Genomic DNA, 17,603 nt, shown 5'->3' with positions numbered 1-17,603 from the left:
ACTTCGTGTCTACGTGTTCTTTGGGTACTTTGTGGTTCGTTTTCTTTGTACTGGAGTCTACCTCAAAGCTAATTATGGTCACTACTAACACAATCCGCTTTTCCCAGTTCAATGCTTCCTTAAATCGCAACACTGCTGGTCAATTAGTTAGCGATTTGTCTACCCCCGACAATGCCCAAGCAAAAGCCGTTGCCGAAATTATCCAGCGCAATAACCCGGATGTGTTGCTAATCAACGAGTTCGACTACGACCAACAAGCAGTTCAATTATTCAAAAAAAATTATCTTGCTGTTAGTCAGAATGGTGCAAATCCCGTTGACTATCCCTACGTTTACATCGCTCCCTCAAATACTGGTATTGCCTCTGGGTTTGACTTGAATAACGACGGTACAGCGGTTACAACCCCAGGCGCATCGGGATATGGTGATGATGCTTTTGGATTTGGCAATTTCCCCGGTCAGTACGGCATGTTGTTGCTGTCCAAATATCCCATTGATAAGGCTAACGTCCGTACCTTTCAAAACTTCCTTTGGAAGGATATGCCGGATTGTTTGCTGTCTACCATCACCGATGCTTCCGGAAAGCCTTGGTACTCCCAAGAAGAACAAAACGCCCTGCGCCTCTCTTCAAAAAGTCATTGGGATGTACCCATCAAGGTAAACGGAGAAACAATTCACGTTCTCACCAGTCACCCCACACCGCCAACTTTTGATGGTTCTGAAGACCGCAACGGCAAACGCAACCATGATGAAATTCGCTTTTGGGCAGATTACATTACTCCTGGTAAAGGCGATTACATCTATGATGATGCTGGTAAAAAAGGTGGGATTGCCGCTGGTTCAGACTTTGTGATTATGGGCGACCAAAATGCTGACCCTGTGGATGGTGATAGTTATGACAACGCTATCCGGCAACTATTACAAAATCCCAATATCAATACTAATGTCATCCCTACTAATCTTGGCGGCCCCCAACAAACAGACTTGCAAGGTGGTGCAAACGCCAGCCAAAAAGGCAATCCTAGCTTTGACACCGCAGACTTCGCTGATACATCTCCCGGAAACCTGCGAACAGACTACGTTCTCCCCTCCACTGACCTGACAATTGCCGACTCAGGAGTATTTTGGCCTCTCAATACTGACCCGACATTCTCCCCAGTAGGCACTTATCCCTTCCCCAGTTCCGACCATCGCTTAGTATACGCAGATATGCAAACTAGACCAACGCCAGCAGGTAAAACCGTTCCCAGTGTGGAATTTTTAGGACAAACGACCTTCCCCACAGGCTTTATTCCCTCCGGTGCGGCGGGAACTGTAAACGGGGTACAGACTCAGCTAGGTGGTTTATCTGGTGTGACATACGATGCTGCTAATAACCGCTACTACGCGATCTCAGACGATCGCTCTCAAATTGCCCCTGCTCGCTTTTATACCTTCACTGCCGATTCCGGGGTAACTTTTACCAACGTTACTCCCTTGAAGGATACCAGGGGTAACTTCTTTCCAACCAACAGCCTTGACCCTGAAGGCATTGCCTTGACTAACAATGGTACTGTTTTCATCTCTTCCGAGGGCGAAGTCAATCCCGGTGCTGGTCGCGTTACTAATCCGTTCATTAAAGAGTTTTCCCTAGCCACAGGAAAAGAAGTGCGCTCGTTGGCTGTACCTAAAAAGTTTTTGCCAGTGGTGGAAGACACCAACGGCGACGGTAAAGTCGATACAGGTGATACGCAAACATCAGGCGTATACAATAACTTGGCATTTGAAAGCCTCACCATCACACCCGACCAAAAAACTTTATTTACCGCCACCGAAAACGCACTGACCCAAGATGGATCGAAGGCTTCACTGACCAGTGGTAGCCCTTCCCGAATTCTGCAATACAATCTGGTGACTGGACAACCAGAAAAAGAATACCTCTACATTACTGATGCGATCGCTCAAGCGCCCAACCCTAGTACAGGTTCGAGTGACAATGGTTTGGCAGATTTACTCGCAATAGATAATCGCGGCACATTACTGGCGTTGGAACGCTCTTTTGCCCAAGGCGTAGGCAACACCATCAAAATCTACCAAGTGACTTTACAAGGTGCAACCGATATCAGCACCATCGACTCACTCGATAGTTTGAGTCCAACTCAACTAGCTGCTATCCAACCAGCCCAAAAACGCTTGCTGTTGAATTTAAATGACCTCAACCTACCCAATGGCACAGATAACATCGAAGGCATTGCCTTTGGCCCCAAACTAGCAGATGGTAGCCAGTCGATTGTGTTGGTAAGTGACAACAATTTTAGCCAAGCCCAATTTACCCAAATTCTAACTTTGAGTGCAGACATCGTGAATACCGCAATTCCAACAGTCGAAACCCGCCCCGATTTGTTTGATGATGATACGCTACCTACATCTCAACGTGCCGATGCTGACGACCCGGCTATCTATATAAATGCCACCAATTCTGCCGATAGCTTGGTATTAACCTCAGTCAAAAATGCCGGACTGCGGGTTTATGACTTATCTGGTAAGTTATTGCAAGAAGTGAATCCTGGTGGCATCCGCTACAACAACATTGATTTGCAATACGGTTTTAAATTGGGCGGTAAATCTGTTGATATTGCCGTAGCTAGCGATCGCGGCAACGATAAACTCGCAATTTTCAAGATTAACCCGAATGGCAACGCTGACGGTAAGTATCTGGAAGATATTACCGACAGCAGTATTGCTACTCTCTTCCAAGCATCACCTTTTGAACCTCCTTATTCCTCGTCATCTCGCAGCGCTTACGGACTTGCCTTGTACCGTAGCCCCAAAACTAACGATTACTACGTCTTTGCTAGTCGCCGAGAAACTGGAGATATCGCCCAGTTCAAACTAATTGACAAAGGTAACGGCAAGATTGGATACGAACGAGTCCGGGAGTTCACTATACCCACAACAGAGGGATTTGAACCGCAAACCGAGGGTATGGTCGTAGACCAGGAAACTGGTTTCCTCTATATCGGACAAGAAGATGTCGGTATTTGGAAGTTCCAAGCAGAACCCTACGGTAGTAATGATGGTCAGCTAATCGATAAAGTCAAAGACTTGGGCGGAACTCACCTCACCAGCGATGTCGAAGGACTCACCATTTACTACGGTGCAAATGGCAAAGGTTATTTACTAGCATCCAGCCAAGGCGACAGTACCTTTGTTGCCTATACCCGCGAAGGTAATAACGCCTATGTGGGTAACTTTGCAGTAGGTAGCAACGGCTCAATTGATAGCGTCCAAGAGTCAGATGGCGCGGATGTAGTTAACGTACCCTTGGGGCCAAATTTCCCAAACGGTCTATTTGTCACTCAAGATGGTGACAATGAACCTGCCAAAACAGTTGATGGCGAGAATATCAACTCCAACTTTAAGCTCGTGCCTTGGGAGAATATTGCCAATGCATTCTCTACTCCCTTAACGATTGACACCAGCAGTTACAATCCTAGGACTCCTGAGAATTTGGTTCCGCCTCAAGTCACACTCAAAGGTTTCGCTTCCCTCCCAGCCGATACCTTTGCTGAAGGGCCGCCATCTGGTAGCGCGATCACAGGTAACACTAACGGACGAAATGTACCATTTGCCAAACAGCCTGTTGAAGGGTTTAGCGGCGTACAAATTGCTGACGATAACTCTTTCTGGTTCCTTGCTGACAATGGTTATGGTCAAAAGAGCAATAGTGCTGATTTCTTGTTACGCCTCTATCGGCTTGACCCTAGTTTCCGAGGTGCAGAAGCCCAAGGAGATGGTAGCGTTAAAGTGTTGGACTTTCTCGAACTATCTGACCCTGACAAAAAAGTTCCCTTCCAGATTGTCAATGAGAAGACCAGCGATCGCCTCTTAACTGGTGCAGATTTTGATGTCGAATCTTTTACAATCGCCCAAGATGGCACAATCTGGATTGGCGATGAATTTGGCCCCTATTTGTTACACTTCGATGCTACAGGCAAGTTGCTAGATGCACCCATCCCTACACCAAACATCACCGAACTCAACACCTTGGGAGGCAAAGCACCCATCGTTATCGGACATCGGGGTGCTGCTGGAGAACGACCAGAACATACTTTAGGCGCTTATCAACAGGGAATTGATGGCGGTGCAGACTTCATCGAACCCGACTTGGTGGTTACTAAAGATGGAGTATTAATTGCGCGTCACGAGCCAAATATAATCAATACCACTGATGTCGCAGACCATCCAGAATTTGCGAACCGTAAGACCACAAAAATCGTTGATGGCGTTGCCCAAGAAGGCTTTTTTGCTGAAGACTTCACCCTAGCAGAAATTAAAACACTACGAGCAAAAATCCAGCCTGATTTCCGTACCAACGTGTTTAACGGGTTGTATCAAATTCCGACGCTGACAGAAATCATCAATTTAGTCAAGCAAGAAGAAGCTAATACAGGGCGGAAAATTGGCATTTATCCAGAAACTAAACACCCTACCTACTTTGCTTCTGTAGGTAAACATCTAGATGGTACGCCGATTAACATCGACTTGAGTCAGAAGCTTGTTGATACGCTTGTTGCCAATAACTTTACTGACCCCAGTCGCGTGTTTATTCAGTCTTTTGAAGTAGGCAATCTCAAAAAACTACACGATACGATAATGCCTGCTGCCAAGATTGACTTACCCCTGGTTCAGCTATTAGATGCCACTGATGTTAATCTTGATGGTTCGCTGATTGAAACTCAGCCTTATGATTTCGTCGTTAGTGGTGACAAGCGCACCTATGGAGACTTACGGACACCCACAGGTTTAAAGGAAATCGCCACCTATGCAGATGGTATTGGCCCGTGGAAGCGGATGATTGTTTCCGTTAAGGGAACTGATGCTGATGGCAATGGTCAAGCTGATGATGTTAATGGCGATGGTGTAGTCAATGATGCCGACAAAACTACGTTGCCTCCCACTTCTTTGGTGAAGGATGCCCATGCTGCCCACTTGTTAGTACACCCTTATACCTTCCGCAACGAAGGGCAATATTTAGCAGCAGACTACAAAGGCAATCCCCAAGCAGAATTCCAACAGTTCATCAATTTAGGTGTTGATGGTTACTTTACTGACTTCCCCGATACGGGCGACTTAGTACGCGACCAATTAACCGGACAATATGTCAGGTCGCCGCAAAATCCCGATGTGCTGAAAAAGACTGAGTTTAATACCTTAGATGGCGATGCACCTTTAGTTATCGGTCATCGGGGTGCTAGCGGTTCGCGTCCCGAACACACTATAGAAGCATATAAATTAGCGATCGCCGATGGTGCTGATTTCATCGAACCCGATTTAGTCGCTACCAAAGATGGGATTCTAGTCGATCGCCACGAAAACGCTTTGGCAATTCTCAATGCTGATGGCACGGTAAATAACACCGATACGACTACCGATGTTTATTTACATCCAGAGTTTGCCGATCGCAAAACCACAAAAGTTGTTGATGGTCGCACGATTACAGGTTGGTTTACCGAGGACTTTACCTTAGCAGAACTCAAAACCTTGAATGCGATCGAACGCTTACCAGCCTTGCGCGGAACCGAATTCAATAACGACCATTTAAAGATTCTCACCCTTACAGAAATCATCGATTTAGTTAAACAGGTAGAAGCTGATACAGGACGCAAAATTGGCATCTATCCAGAAACCAAGCACCCTACCTACTTTGCTACTGAAGGCAAACATTTAGACGGCACTCCCATCAATATCAATCTGAGTCAGAAGCTAGTTGACACACTCGTTGCCAACAACTTTACAGATCCCAAGCGCGTATTTATCCAATCCTTCGAGGTGGGCAATCTTAAACAACTCAAAGATGACTTGATGCCAAAAGCAGGGATTAATATCCCCTTAATCCAATTATTTGGGGGAGCGACAACTCAGCCCTATGATTTTGTTGTCAGTGGTGACAAACGCACCTACGGCGATCTTACCAAGCCCACAGAATTAGCGGCGATCGCTACTTACGCCACAGGAATTGGCCCGGATAAACGCTTAATTGTGCCAGTCAAGGGGTTTGACATTAATGGCGATGGCAAAGATGATGATATCACTGGTGATGGTGTCGTCAACGATGCCGATAGAATTACAACCACTCCCACAACGCTAGTTCAAGATGCCCATAATGCCGGCTTATTAGTACACCCCTACACTTTCCGCAAAGAAGGTGTTTTCCTAGCGCGGGATTACAATGGTGACTTGAAAAAGGAATTTAAACAGTTCATCGATTTAGGAGTTGATGGCTACTTTACAGACTTTCCCGGTATCGGTGACTTGGTACGCGACCAACTTGCAGGCGAACCAGCCGTCTCTAACCTTGGGAGTTCCAAAGGATTCGAGGGTATGGCAATTAGCCCCGATAAGAAAACGCTGTACCCCTTGCTGGAAGGCACTGTCGCAGGCGATCCCGCAGGTTCGTTACGTATCTACAAATTTGATGTCGCGTCAAAACAATTTCAAGGTTTGCAAGGCTTCTACCACTTAGAAGACCCCAATAACTCTATTGGTGACTTCACTGTTATTAACCAGAATGAATATCTGGTCATCGAGCGAGACAATGGTCAAGGAGCTGATGCCAAGTTCAAGAAAATTTTCAAAGTTGACTTATCGAAAAAAGATGCCAATGGTTTTGTCGCCAAAGAAGAAATCGTTGATTTGCTGAATATTCAAGACCCCAATGACTTGAATAAAGATGGCAGTACTAAATTTACCTTTCCCTTCCAAACTATCGAAGATGTGTTGGTGTTGGATGCCAAAACAATTTTAGTTGCCAACGATAACAATTACCCCTTCTCAACGGGGCGACCGGGGGGAATTGACAACAACGAAATCATTACTTTGGGGCTAGAAAAGCCACTTAATCTAGCTTCCCCCACCTTAACCAAGACTGCTGATGATATCTTTACTATCTCTGGTATCGGTCTGAAACAACAGCTCAAAGTCACTCTTACAGGAACCGATTCTCATCGGGTAAATGAACTGGGTGTCTTTACTGTCGATGATGCCGAAGGTAAAATCAATGGCATTGCTCCTGGTGCAGCAGGTTATACAGAAGCAGCTTTAGACCGAGCCAAGACAATTTTCTCCGCTATTACCAAACCCAACGGATTTGACCCCGATAATTTCTCACGCCAGCTCGAATTTAATTCTGGAGATAACCTGAGATTCTACTTAATCAAAAATGGTACAACCGATAGCGTGCAGGCTGGAGTCACCCCAATCAACAATGTAGTGTTTTCCACTGCCTCAACGCAAAAAGTTACCAGTTTGAGCGACAATCAATTTTCTCTGGCTTGGAGCGATGAATACGGTAACAGCAAAGACTTCCAAGATTTGGTTGTGAAGATTCAGCCCACAAATCAATCCTTACCACTAGGTACAGGTTTGCAAGGTGGCTCACAAGCAGAATTAATTGATTTACGGGGTGAGACAAAATTGGTAAAAGCTGAATTTGCCCTCACTAGAGATGCTGGTTATAACAATTACATCGGTTTCTATCAAGTAGTTGATGAAAATGGTGGAATTGATACCAACGGCGACGGTAAAGCAGATATTCTTCCCGGAGAAGCTGATTATACCAAAGCAGCCGTGAGCGATCGCGTCCCAGGTATTGACTTAACTCTCAAAAACAACGGTACTGCAACTTACACTGGAACTTTTGAGCCAGGTGCTATTTTTGCACCATTTATTATCGCTAACGGTACGCCAGCTGCAATTTTAGATGACAATCCCAATAACGATAAGCCTGTTTACTTCTCATTCTTGGGAGCTAATACTGGAAAAGTAGACCATATTAGCTTGTTAGGGGATAACATCTTTGGCTTTGAAGATTTACCCAATGGCGGCGACAAAGATTTCAACGATTTCATTGTGAAAGTTAATTTGAGTATTGCTTAATTTGGTAGGGTGCGTTATCGCGTCAGCGTTACGCACCATCAATAATGTTCGGTGCGTTAGGACTTGCGTCTTCTGCTAATTAAACCAGATTTCCATAGATGCGATATTAACAACGCTGTAACTGTGCTAACAACACAACAATTTCATCCATTGCTTGGCGGATAACGCTTGCAGGCTGTTCTGACTGATTCACAATAATACTGAAAACCAACTGCTCGTATTTAGGCGAATTTACATATCCAGATAAGGAAATAGCACCAGTCAACGTGCCTGTTTTTGCTTGCACAATACCTTCAGCAGGTGTACCGCGAAAGCGACTTGACAAAGTACCGCTTTTCCCTGCTACAGGTAAGGACGTACGATACACAGATGCTACTGGTGTTCTGGCTATTCCCCGCAAGGTTTGTACAAAAGCCTCTGGAGTAACCAAGTCACGACGCGATAACCCAGAACCATCTACTAAAACATAATTTGCGGAATTAACTCCTAGCTGAGTTAAAGTTGCCTTCAGTGTTTCCAAACCGAGATCGGCGGTACTCTTGTTTGGGACTCTGGGTTGTTTAAAAGCTAATGCTCTCAGCAATGCCTCAGCATAAAGATTATTACTGTTATGATTAGTTTCTATTAATAATTCAGATAAAGGTGGCGATTGCACAGCTGCTAATTCTTGTAAATTCGTACCACCCGCTGCAACCAATGTCTGTCCTAAGCTAATTTTTTCTGTTGCCAAAGCAGTGCGGAAACGCCGCAAAAAGTAGTAATCAGGGTCAACTACAGGTAAATTGACTAAATACGGTTCGGAATTTGCTGCTACTTGTCCTTGAATTCGTAATACTCCTCCCGATAAATCGCGGGTAACGTTAATATTACTTGGCTGATTTTGAGCAACTGTAATTGACTGATTAATTGTCCGCCATTGTTTCGCCTCATTAGCATCAGTCCAGACTAATTGGGAAATTTTACCTACAGCTTGCGGTACAAGTTTTAAGCCAAAAACATTTTGATTGAGGATAAAGCTGTTGACTGGTGCGCCGTAGTCTGATTGCACATCTTCCCATTGCCAAGTGGGATTCACAATATCCCCTTGAATATAACTATCATCAGCAATCAATTGCTTAATTTGAGTAATACCTTTTTGTTTCAACTGCTTTGCTAACGCTTGCAGCTGAGTATCATTTAAGCTGGGATCTCCTCTACCAACTACACGCAAGACACCATTAGCATTTTGATAAACAGAGGTGCGAATGCGAAAATTTGCACCCAATTGCTGTAAGGCTGCTGCTGTTGTTAGTAGTTTGGCATTAGAAGCTGGAGTAAAGAACTTTTGGGCATCCCGACTGTAAAGAGTTTGCCCAGATGATAGAGCTTGGACTAAAATTCCCCAACGCGCCCGACTGAATACAGAACGATTGATCGCAGCATCAACAGATTTCCCCAGTTGGGCAGGGCAAACTGATTTTGTGGTGGTTGCCGGTGAGACTGGTGTTTGTGCTTGAGCAACTTTATAACTCAATGCTGTTTGGGTACTCAAAAATAGCAGCAAAAAACTTAGTGGTTTACTAAAAGTATTAAATCTCACCAATATTCCTCATCCTTAAGATAGGTTTTTTCGCCGTTACCTCAAATTTCTTTCCGTAGAGAGAAGCGGGTTGGCTTAATTAATTTAGTATATGAAAGATGCTGAACATATTTAATACGCAGCGGTTAATTCAACATAGATTATGGCATTCCAAAATCGCCAGGTTAATCAACCTGCATACACAGAAATACGGAATAGAGGTAAAGGTGTGAGTACATTTCTGTCTGGTGTAGCTGTATTGCTTTCTACTTTGGCTTTAGCGTGTAGTGGCTATGCAGCTTACGAAATTTTCACGCTGCGGCAAACATTAGATGCTACTAAAACGGCGAGTAATACCGTTCCAACGCAAGCACCAAATCCAACAGCCCCAACTGCTACTGCCCCACAACCAGCTGTATCTCCATTGTCAGCAACGACACAAGCGGCGGCTACTTCAACAATTCAACCCGGTCAATTTGTACAGCCAGCTTTTGGCAATAAGGCAGAAGTCGAGTTACTCTCAGTAAAGCGGATTAAAGATCCAGAAACTGCAAACCGCGATGTGGTGAATGTGCAAATGCGTATCCGTCGCCTTGCCACAGATGGAGTTGGTGGTAGTGATATTATAGCGATCGCTAGCACAACGGCGCGCAATCCAGAAACTAGCGTCACCTACAAAGGAGTTGCTTTAGACCGCTCAACAGGAAGCGTTTCTTTGTTCCAGCTACGTCCTAAAGCTTCAGCTGATGCCTATACTTGGGTCAGGGTTCCTGAAGGTGTCAATTCTCTAGATATCTTTGTGCCAGATACAGGTGCATTTAAAAATGTACCAATTTCTAATTAGGAATGTATAGCAAAGTGCTGAGTGCTGAGTTAGGAGTGCTGAGTTAGGAGTGCTGAGTGCTGAGTGCTGAGTGCTGAGGAGCCACTGCGTTGGGCGGCTCTGCCGACTTGAAGCAAGTGGCGTTGCTGAGTAAAAACCCAGTTGCTTTAAGGCTTTGAGCAATCAGAACTGTCCTAAAGGGTGTGGCTACGGCTATAGATTAAATAGACATCTCTAATAATTAATTTTGCGTTGAGCGAAATCCTTAGTAGGGGCGCTGTTACTTTCGCCCTTAGATCAATAAAAAAGCTCACAATTAGCTACGCTATCATGAGCATTGGTAACAACTTTTAATCCAATCGGATTATTTGTTTGTTAACACTAATTCCGGCTGTGGTGTTTGTGCTTCTGGTTCATCTGGCAAGCCAAAAATTGACCTATATAACGTCACGTATTGCTTGGCAGATTGATACCAACTGAAGTCTTCACTCATGCCCCGTTGTTGTAATTCTTGCCATTGGGGTTTGAAACGGAAGCCTTCCCAAGCCCTAATCATACAAGTAAATAAATCCAGTGGCTCATAACGGTCAAAGCAATAACCAGTACCGGTTGCATTCGTTGGGTCAAAGTGCGATACCGTATCAACTAATCCGCCTGTACGCCGAACAATAGGTACAGAACCGTAACGCAATGCCATCATTTGGCTGATACCACAAGGTTCAAAACGGCTGGGCATCAAGAAGGCATCAGTACCAGCATAAATGCGGCGAGATAAAGCATCGTTATAAAGCAGATAAGTTGCCATGCGTCCGGGATAGCGAGACGCTAATTGCCACATTTGACCTTCATAATAGCGATCGCCTGTCCCCAACAACACAAATTGAGCATCTGTGTAAGCCATGAAGCGATCTAATATTTGCAATACTAAATCAAGACCTTTTTGTTCGACTAAGCGAGTAACCATACCAATGAAGAAGGCGTTGGAATTGACTTCTAATCCCACTTCTTCTTGCAAAGCAATTTTGTTAGCCCGACGTTTTTCTAGAGTGTCGCTTGTAAAGGTTTGGGCGATGTATTTGTCATTTTCTGGGTTATAAACTTCGGTATCAATGCCGTTAATAATCCCAGATAATTTGCCGCTGATAAAAGACAGCAAACCTTCTATGGTTTCGCCATAAGCAGCTGTCTTGATTTGCTCGGCATAGGTTGGGGAAACTGTATTCACCCTGTCAGCAAATTGGACTGCGGCTGCCATTGTGTTGTGTCCTTGCATGTACCAAGGACACCAAGTAATTTTTTCCAAATACCAACGCCATGGGCCTTGATAGGCCAAATTATGAATCGTGAACACGCTGGTAATATCTGGGTCTTGATGCATCCACACGGGAATCATCCCCGTATGCCAATCATGGCAATGAACAATTTCAGGCTTCCAGTAATTCCAACAAAACTCGGCTGCACCATTGGCAAATAAAGTGAACCGCCAGTCTTCATCTTCCCCAGAATAAATGCGCCGAGGCGAGAATGCGGGATGTCCAAATAAGTACAAGGGAACATCAGTACCGGGTAAAACACTTTCGTAAACGGCAAAGTGCTGGAACATGGCATCTCCCCACCAAATGGGTTCTTTGGGAATCTCCATTTTGTCCGGCAGGAAGCCGTAGTAAGGTAGAAATATCCGCACGTCGTGCCCCATTTGTCTGAGAATTTTGGGCAATGCTCCTACAACATCACCCATTCCTCCGACTTTCGCAACGGGAGCTGCCTCGGCTGCAACGAATAGAATCCGCATGGTAATTTTTGTTTCCCCGGTTCTGTCTATACAGTTGTCAGTGGTCAGTTGTCAGTTGTCAGTCAGTGCGGGGATTCTAGCACTGCAAAAGAATTTCCTGACTCAGGTGAGTGATGTTAACGCCAGCGTTAGCTACAAAGTGTCACCCATAAAAGTCAGTTTTTTACTTACTGAGTTACTGATTACTGTTCACTGATTACTTATCTAATCACATCAACTCACCCAATAACTTAAGAACCTCGCTGGATTTCGGTAAAAATTTCATCTAAGATTTCTTGTGCTCCCTGTTGCCGCAGCAGGTTTGCTAATTCTGTGCCTAGGGCTTCGGCTTGGTTGGCTTGCCCAGTGACGCTATCTTTGACCAATTTTTGACCATCCACGCTGACGACTATACCTGTTAATGTTAAATTATCACCATTGATTTCTGTATTAACACCTATAGGTACTTGACAGCCACCTTCGAGATCGCGTAAGAAAGCTCTTTCGGCGAGACAGCGATCGCGTGTTTCGGAATGTTCGATCGCTTTGAGTAGGGAGATTAACTCAGTATCATTGGTACGGCATTCTATCCCCAATGCTCCTTGTCCAACGGCGTGGAGAGAGACTTCTTTGGGTAGGATTTGATGAACGCGATCGCTCATTCCCAATCGCTCTAACCCTGCTGTTGCTAAAATCAGAGCATCGTACTCGCCTGCATCTAATTTTGCTAACCGTGTATTCAAGTTTCCCCGTACATCTTTAAAAGTAAAGTGGGGAAATTGGTGGCGCAACTGTGCTAATCGTCGCAGAGAAGATGTACCGATGACTGCACCTGCTGGCAAGGTATCAATTTGTTTATCTTTGTGCTTTTCATGCACCACTAGGGCATCTGCTGGGTTCTCCCGTTCGGTAATAGCTGCCAATGCTAACCCTTCTGGTAAATTAGTTGGCAGATCCTTAAGAGAATGAACCGCAAAGTCAATCTCCTGGTTGAGCATTCCCTGTTCGAGTTCTTTAGTAAATAGTCCTTTGTCACCAATTTTGGCTAATGCTACATCCAGGATTTTGTCGCCTTGGGTAGACATGGTGTGGACTTCAAAAGAGATATCAGGAAAGCTTTTCTGGAGTTGCTGTTGCACCCAGTGGGTTTGAACTAAAGCAAGTTGGCTTTTGCGAGAACCAATACGAATTGTGCGGACGGCACTGGAAATAACTGAAGTCATAAAACAATATGTCAAACCAGGCGATATATTCACTCTCATCTAGACTACCGCAGTGGGTGACTCATACTACTTTTGGATTTGATATTTGGGATTTAAAATTTTGGATGCAAAAGCTTTCCTACAAAGCTTCTCTAGGAATCTCAAACAATATTACCTATTTACATTTGCTAGTATCGCAATTGCGATCGCCTAGTTTTTAGTTAAATTTGGATTATTTTTCTTTACATTTATTTACAAAATTATCAAGTTTTAACTCTTAATTTTTGTATAGGTAAATGGCTCTTCGTCCTAGCAATATCAAGTCACAATATAACTCCACACTCAGCACTAGTAAGCTAATAATCATTTAAATTACATCCCTCTTCGGGTGACGCTCCTGCGTCGCTAACGTAAGTTTGGACTCGACGGAAACCGCCAAGACTCCAACTTCCTCACCGCGTCTCCCCCTCTCCGCGTCCCCGCGTCTCCCGCAACTCCCGCGTCTTTATAAAGCAAAGGATTATGCAACTTAAGGGCAGATTAGCTTATTAAGTATTGGGTTGGAGATATTCTTGTAATTGTTGAGTGCGTTGCTTTGCAGTCTTTTCCAGACAAGTGAAATAAATAGTAGGAGCAATACTTCCTCCTTCATATCCGCTTCTTTCAAACTCACAACTAGTATCTCGAAACTTAATCCATGCGAGCTGGGCGGCGATCAATTTTTGTTTTCGAGAATTTTCTAACTTAGGTAGCAGTTTTTGGTAAACTTCATTGAGTTTTTTATCGGCATTTTGATAGGACAATTGAGCGCATCTATTGATATCTAGTTGAGTTTGGGCATTATTGCAGTTGAGCTTTTGAGCCAAATGCATTGTACTTGGTGCTATGTCGGCACGAACATCCAAACTATTGAAAGTTACCATACTGATGAAAAAGAGTAATAACTGACGCACAGCAAAATTCCTCATGTAAGTATAGGCAAACGATATCAGAACATGAGGCATAGTTGTTCTGCCTAGGTGACATCTTGCAACATCCCTGCCTTTTCCCCTTGCCAGATAGAATACTGTTTTTGCTTATACATTGGTATCTGTGGAGAAGTTGGGGGAGTCATTTGTAGCAAAACTTTCCCCAACTGTGAGAAGTTATAACTTTAGCAAGATGCTGAGAATAATTTGCTATTTTATTGATAAAGCTGAAGTTTTAATTTATATGAATCGTTCTGCCTGTCTTATATTTAATCCAGTTGCGGGTCAAGGAGACCCAGAACAAGAACTGATACAGATTCGGACACTATTAGAGTCGGAAATCGATTTAGATATTTACCTCACAACAGAAGAAATCGGCGCAGATAAGCTAGCTCAGGCAGCAGTAGAGCGGGGCGTAGATGCAATTATCGCTTCGGGGGGAGATGGTACACTCTCAGCAGCAGCAGCAGCAGTAGTGAATAGTAATATTCCCTTTGGGATTATTTCTAGAGGAACGGCAAACGCTTTTGCCACAGCTTTAAGAATTCCAGATACCATCGAAGCAGCCTGTCAAACAATTTTGCAGGGAGCGACTAAGAATGTAGATGTAGCTTATTGTAACGGTCAGCCGATGGTACTGCTAGCAGGTATTGGCTTTGAAGCTGAAACAGTGGAAAAAGCAGACCGAGAAGCGAAGAAGCGCTTTGGCATTATGGCGTATATCTTGGCAGGAATCCAGCAATTACGTGAATTAGAAACTTTTGATGTCGAGATTGAAACAGAAGACAAGATAATTAAAACTACCGCCTCAGCGGTGACAGTGGCAAATGCAGCACCTCCAAGTTCTGTATTAGCTCAAGGCCCCGCAGGTATCATTTATGATGATGGATTATTAGATTTAACAATAGTAGCTCCTGTTAATAAAGCCGGGGCGATCGCAGCTACATACCATTTGTTTCAAACCGCTTCTTCGGGTAGTGCAGCCGAAAGAGATGACATCGGTTATCTGCGAACCAAACAAGTAAAAATCACGACTGACCCACCGCAAAAAGTTGTTCTCGATGGCGAAATGGTAGGTACGACACCAATTGAAGTTGTATGCATACCAGAAGGCTTAAAGATTTTTGTGCCATCAGTAGAAGAAATTGAGCTAGCAGAAAAACTAGTAGGGCTACCAAATCTGACTATTGAAATGAAAAACCCAGCAGAGGAATGAGAGGGAAGCAGAGGGAGCAGCACTTCGGCTTCGCTCAGTGACCAATCTCCAATTACAGACGCGATGAATCGCGTCTCTACGACAACTGATTCTTGTACAGACGCATTAATCGCGTCTCTATGACGACTGACAATTGCTGTAAGATTCAGGAGTGTTGCTTTGAAACTCGTTTCCGATCCGGCGATCGCTAAAAAAATTCGTAAAATGCAGCAACGAGTACGCTGGCAAGATCCGTTAATCTTACAACGGAACATTGACCAAACTCGGTTAGTAGTAGACGATGGTCGCGCAGATGATGAGGAATTTTCATTTTTGGTTGTGGGTGATAGTGGTTCTGGAAAACACCACAAGCATAATCCGCAACGAGAGGTTGCGAAACTCATGCTGCCCCATCATGATGAATGCCGTTTTATGCTGCATACAGGCGATGTCATCTATCTAGTGGGGTCGAGCGAATACTATCAGCAGAACTTTATCCAGCCCTACCGTGAGTTTATTTTAGGTAAAGAGCATCCCGAAAGCATTGCTTACGACCAGATGATTTTCACTTTGCCCATTCTACCCGTACCGGGAAATCACGATTATTACGACTTGCCAATTCTCTTGAGCTTGGCATCTCTGACGACATTTCCTATCCGTCAGTTGTTGCGATCGCGGTTAGATTTAGATGTAGGCTTGCATGGTTCGGGAAAAGGTGATGCCTACGCACGAGCATTTCTCGACTACCTGAAGGCGTTTCAATTTCCAGGTGATTTAGCCGAGCATTTAGACAGATACTATACTGCAAAGATAGACACAGGTCGCTGTCTTTCCTATCGACCCGGACATTTTACCCGCTTGCCCAATCGCTACTATACTTTTCGCTACGGTGGTATTGACTTTTTTGCTCTAGATTCTAATACATTTAACGATCCGCCCCCACTACCTGCAACCAGAGAAGGTGACGCTGACCGCAAATTATTACAGCAACGCCGTCAAGATTTAGAACAGGAGAAGATACAAATAATTGAAAATTTAGCTAAATTCAATCCTGACGACCCCAGCCTAATCGAAGAACTGGACGATTTACACGCTAAACTGTCACAAATTGAGGAAATTATTGTTGATATTGACAAACAATTAACCACCGACAAGACAATGGTGACCGATCTCGAACAACTGGATTGGTTGAGACAGAGATTAATAGAATCCTGGAATACTAAAGAAGTTCGAGGAAGAGTAATTTATTTCCACCATCCCCCTTATGTCACTGAGGCGACGAAGTGGCAACAAGCACAAACTTTGGCGATTCGTAGCCGCTTGCGTGGCGTACTAGATGCAGTAGCAAAAGCGTTAGGTTCCTTAACCCAAGAGCGTCCTTTAGTTGATTTGATCTTAAACGGTCACGCTCATTGCTTAGAATATCTTCAGACTTTGGATACCGGACACGCCGATTCTCATCTCCATTGGATTGTTTGTGGAGGAAGTGGATTTAGCTTGCGACGACAGAGGACAGAAGGAGCAGATTTAGTAGAAACCATTGGCAATGCAAGTAAACAAGAAAATAAATTAGTAGCGCGATCGCATCTTTTCATAGGTCGCAACGGTCACGGTTCCGAGAAAAAACGACCATACTCAGGTCTTCGCATTGATGTTCGAGGCGATCGCCATCCTCAGTTTATCGTCCGTCCCTTAATTGCCGAATGGTATCAGCGACAATGGCATAATTACGAACTCGAACCATTTATAACAAAGTGCTGAGTGCTGATTAGTGAGTGCTGAGTTAGGAGTGCTGAGTGCTGAGTAAAAACCTACAGCAGATTGCAACTAGGTGAGGTAGAGGTAATTGTAAGGGCGAACGTAACAGCGCCTCTACCTGTTTACGTCATTTACTTGAAAAAGGCTGTATGATGCTCATGTTTTGATTAGCGATCGCTTTCAGAACTCGACACTTCGACTTCCGAACTCGACACTTCAAGTTCCGAACTCAGCACTTCAAGTTCCGAACTCAGCACTTCAAGTTCCGAACTCAACACTTCCACTTCCGAACTCGACACTTCAAGTTCCGAACTCAACACTTCGACTTCCGAACTCGACACTTCAAGTTCTGAACTCGACACTTCAAGTTCCGAACTCAGCACTTCCACTTCCGAACTCAGCACTCAGCACT

Annotated in this window: 10 protein-coding genes; 5 read left to right on the top strand and 5 right to left on the bottom strand. The window is 44.4% G+C overall.

Translation table 11 applies throughout. The features are described 5' to 3' along the window. Nucleotides 1-74 precede the first annotated feature (74 nt). Nucleotides 75-7,916, top strand: coding sequence for a phytase (locus I8752_RS31000; protein ID WP_214436032.1), 7,842 nt, complete (start codon nucleotides 75-77; stop codon nucleotides 7,914-7,916). 106 nt (nucleotides 7,917-8,022) lie between these two features. On the opposite strand, the gene dacB is transcribed toward I8752_RS31000, so the two are convergent. Next, nucleotides 8,023-9,495, bottom strand: coding sequence for a D-alanyl-D-alanine carboxypeptidase/D-alanyl-D-alanine endopeptidase (gene dacB, locus I8752_RS30995; protein ID WP_214436014.1), 1,473 nt, complete (start codon nucleotides 9,493-9,495; stop codon nucleotides 8,023-8,025). Between the two features lie 208 nt (nucleotides 9,496-9,703). Between dacB and I8752_RS30990 the strand changes: the two genes are divergently transcribed. Next, nucleotides 9,704-10,318, top strand: a complete 615-nt coding sequence (locus tag I8752_RS30990; protein WP_214436031.1) for a hypothetical protein — start codon at nucleotides 9,704-9,706, stop codon at nucleotides 10,316-10,318. Between the two features lie 343 nt (nucleotides 10,319-10,661). Here the strand turns inward: I8752_RS30990 and glgA are convergent, their stop codons facing one another. Together glgA and hemC are read right to left on the bottom strand one after the other, a co-directional pair. Beyond that, a complete protein-coding gene (gene glgA, locus I8752_RS30985; protein WP_214436013.1) occupies nucleotides 10,662-12,089 on the bottom strand; it encodes a glycogen synthase GlgA in 1,428 nt (475 codons plus the stop codon). A 230-nt stretch (nucleotides 12,090-12,319) separates the two neighbouring features. Then, complete coding sequence (gene hemC, locus I8752_RS30980) at nucleotides 12,320-13,291, bottom strand: hydroxymethylbilane synthase (RefSeq protein ID WP_214436012.1); 972 nt, start codon at nucleotides 13,289-13,291, stop codon at nucleotides 12,320-12,322. A gap of 8 nt (nucleotides 13,292-13,299) precedes the next feature. Between hemC and I8752_RS30975 the strand changes: the two genes are divergently transcribed. Continuing rightward, nucleotides 13,300-13,491 (top strand): hypothetical protein, encoded by a 192-nt coding sequence (locus I8752_RS30975; protein WP_214436011.1) that lies wholly within the window; start codon nucleotides 13,300-13,302, stop codon nucleotides 13,489-13,491. 327 nt (nucleotides 13,492-13,818) lie between these two features. Here the strand turns inward: I8752_RS30975 and I8752_RS30970 are convergent, their stop codons facing one another. After that, entirely contained in the window at nucleotides 13,819-14,193 is a 375-nt protein-coding gene (locus I8752_RS30970; RefSeq protein WP_225896019.1) for a lysozyme inhibitor LprI family protein, read from the bottom strand. A 289-nt stretch (nucleotides 14,194-14,482) separates the two neighbouring features. Between I8752_RS30970 and I8752_RS30965 the strand changes: the two genes are divergently transcribed. After that, nucleotides 14,483-15,454: a YegS/Rv2252/BmrU family lipid kinase gene (locus I8752_RS30965; RefSeq protein ID WP_214436029.1), complete on the top strand. Its 972-nt coding sequence runs from the start codon at nucleotides 14,483-14,485 to the stop codon at nucleotides 15,452-15,454. 159 nt (nucleotides 15,455-15,613) lie between these two features. Beyond that, nucleotides 15,614-17,194 (top strand): metallophosphoesterase family protein, encoded by a 1,581-nt coding sequence (locus I8752_RS30960; protein ID WP_214436010.1) that lies wholly within the window; start codon nucleotides 15,614-15,616, stop codon nucleotides 17,192-17,194. Nucleotides 17,195-17,358: 164 nt separating this feature from the next. Here the strand turns inward: I8752_RS30960 and I8752_RS30955 are convergent, their stop codons facing one another. Further along, nucleotides 17,359-17,553: a hypothetical protein gene (locus I8752_RS30955; RefSeq protein WP_214436009.1), complete on the bottom strand. Its 195-nt coding sequence runs from the start codon at nucleotides 17,551-17,553 to the stop codon at nucleotides 17,359-17,361. Nucleotides 17,554-17,603: the final 50 nt, after the last annotated feature.

The organism is Dendronalium phyllosphericum CENA369, from assembly GCF_016056275.1.
GTDB lineage: Bacteria > Cyanobacteriota > Cyanobacteriia > Cyanobacteriales > Nostocaceae > Dendronalium > Dendronalium phyllosphericum.
Note: the sequence above shows the minus strand (reverse complement) of the source record. Positions and strands in the feature narration are given on the sequence as shown.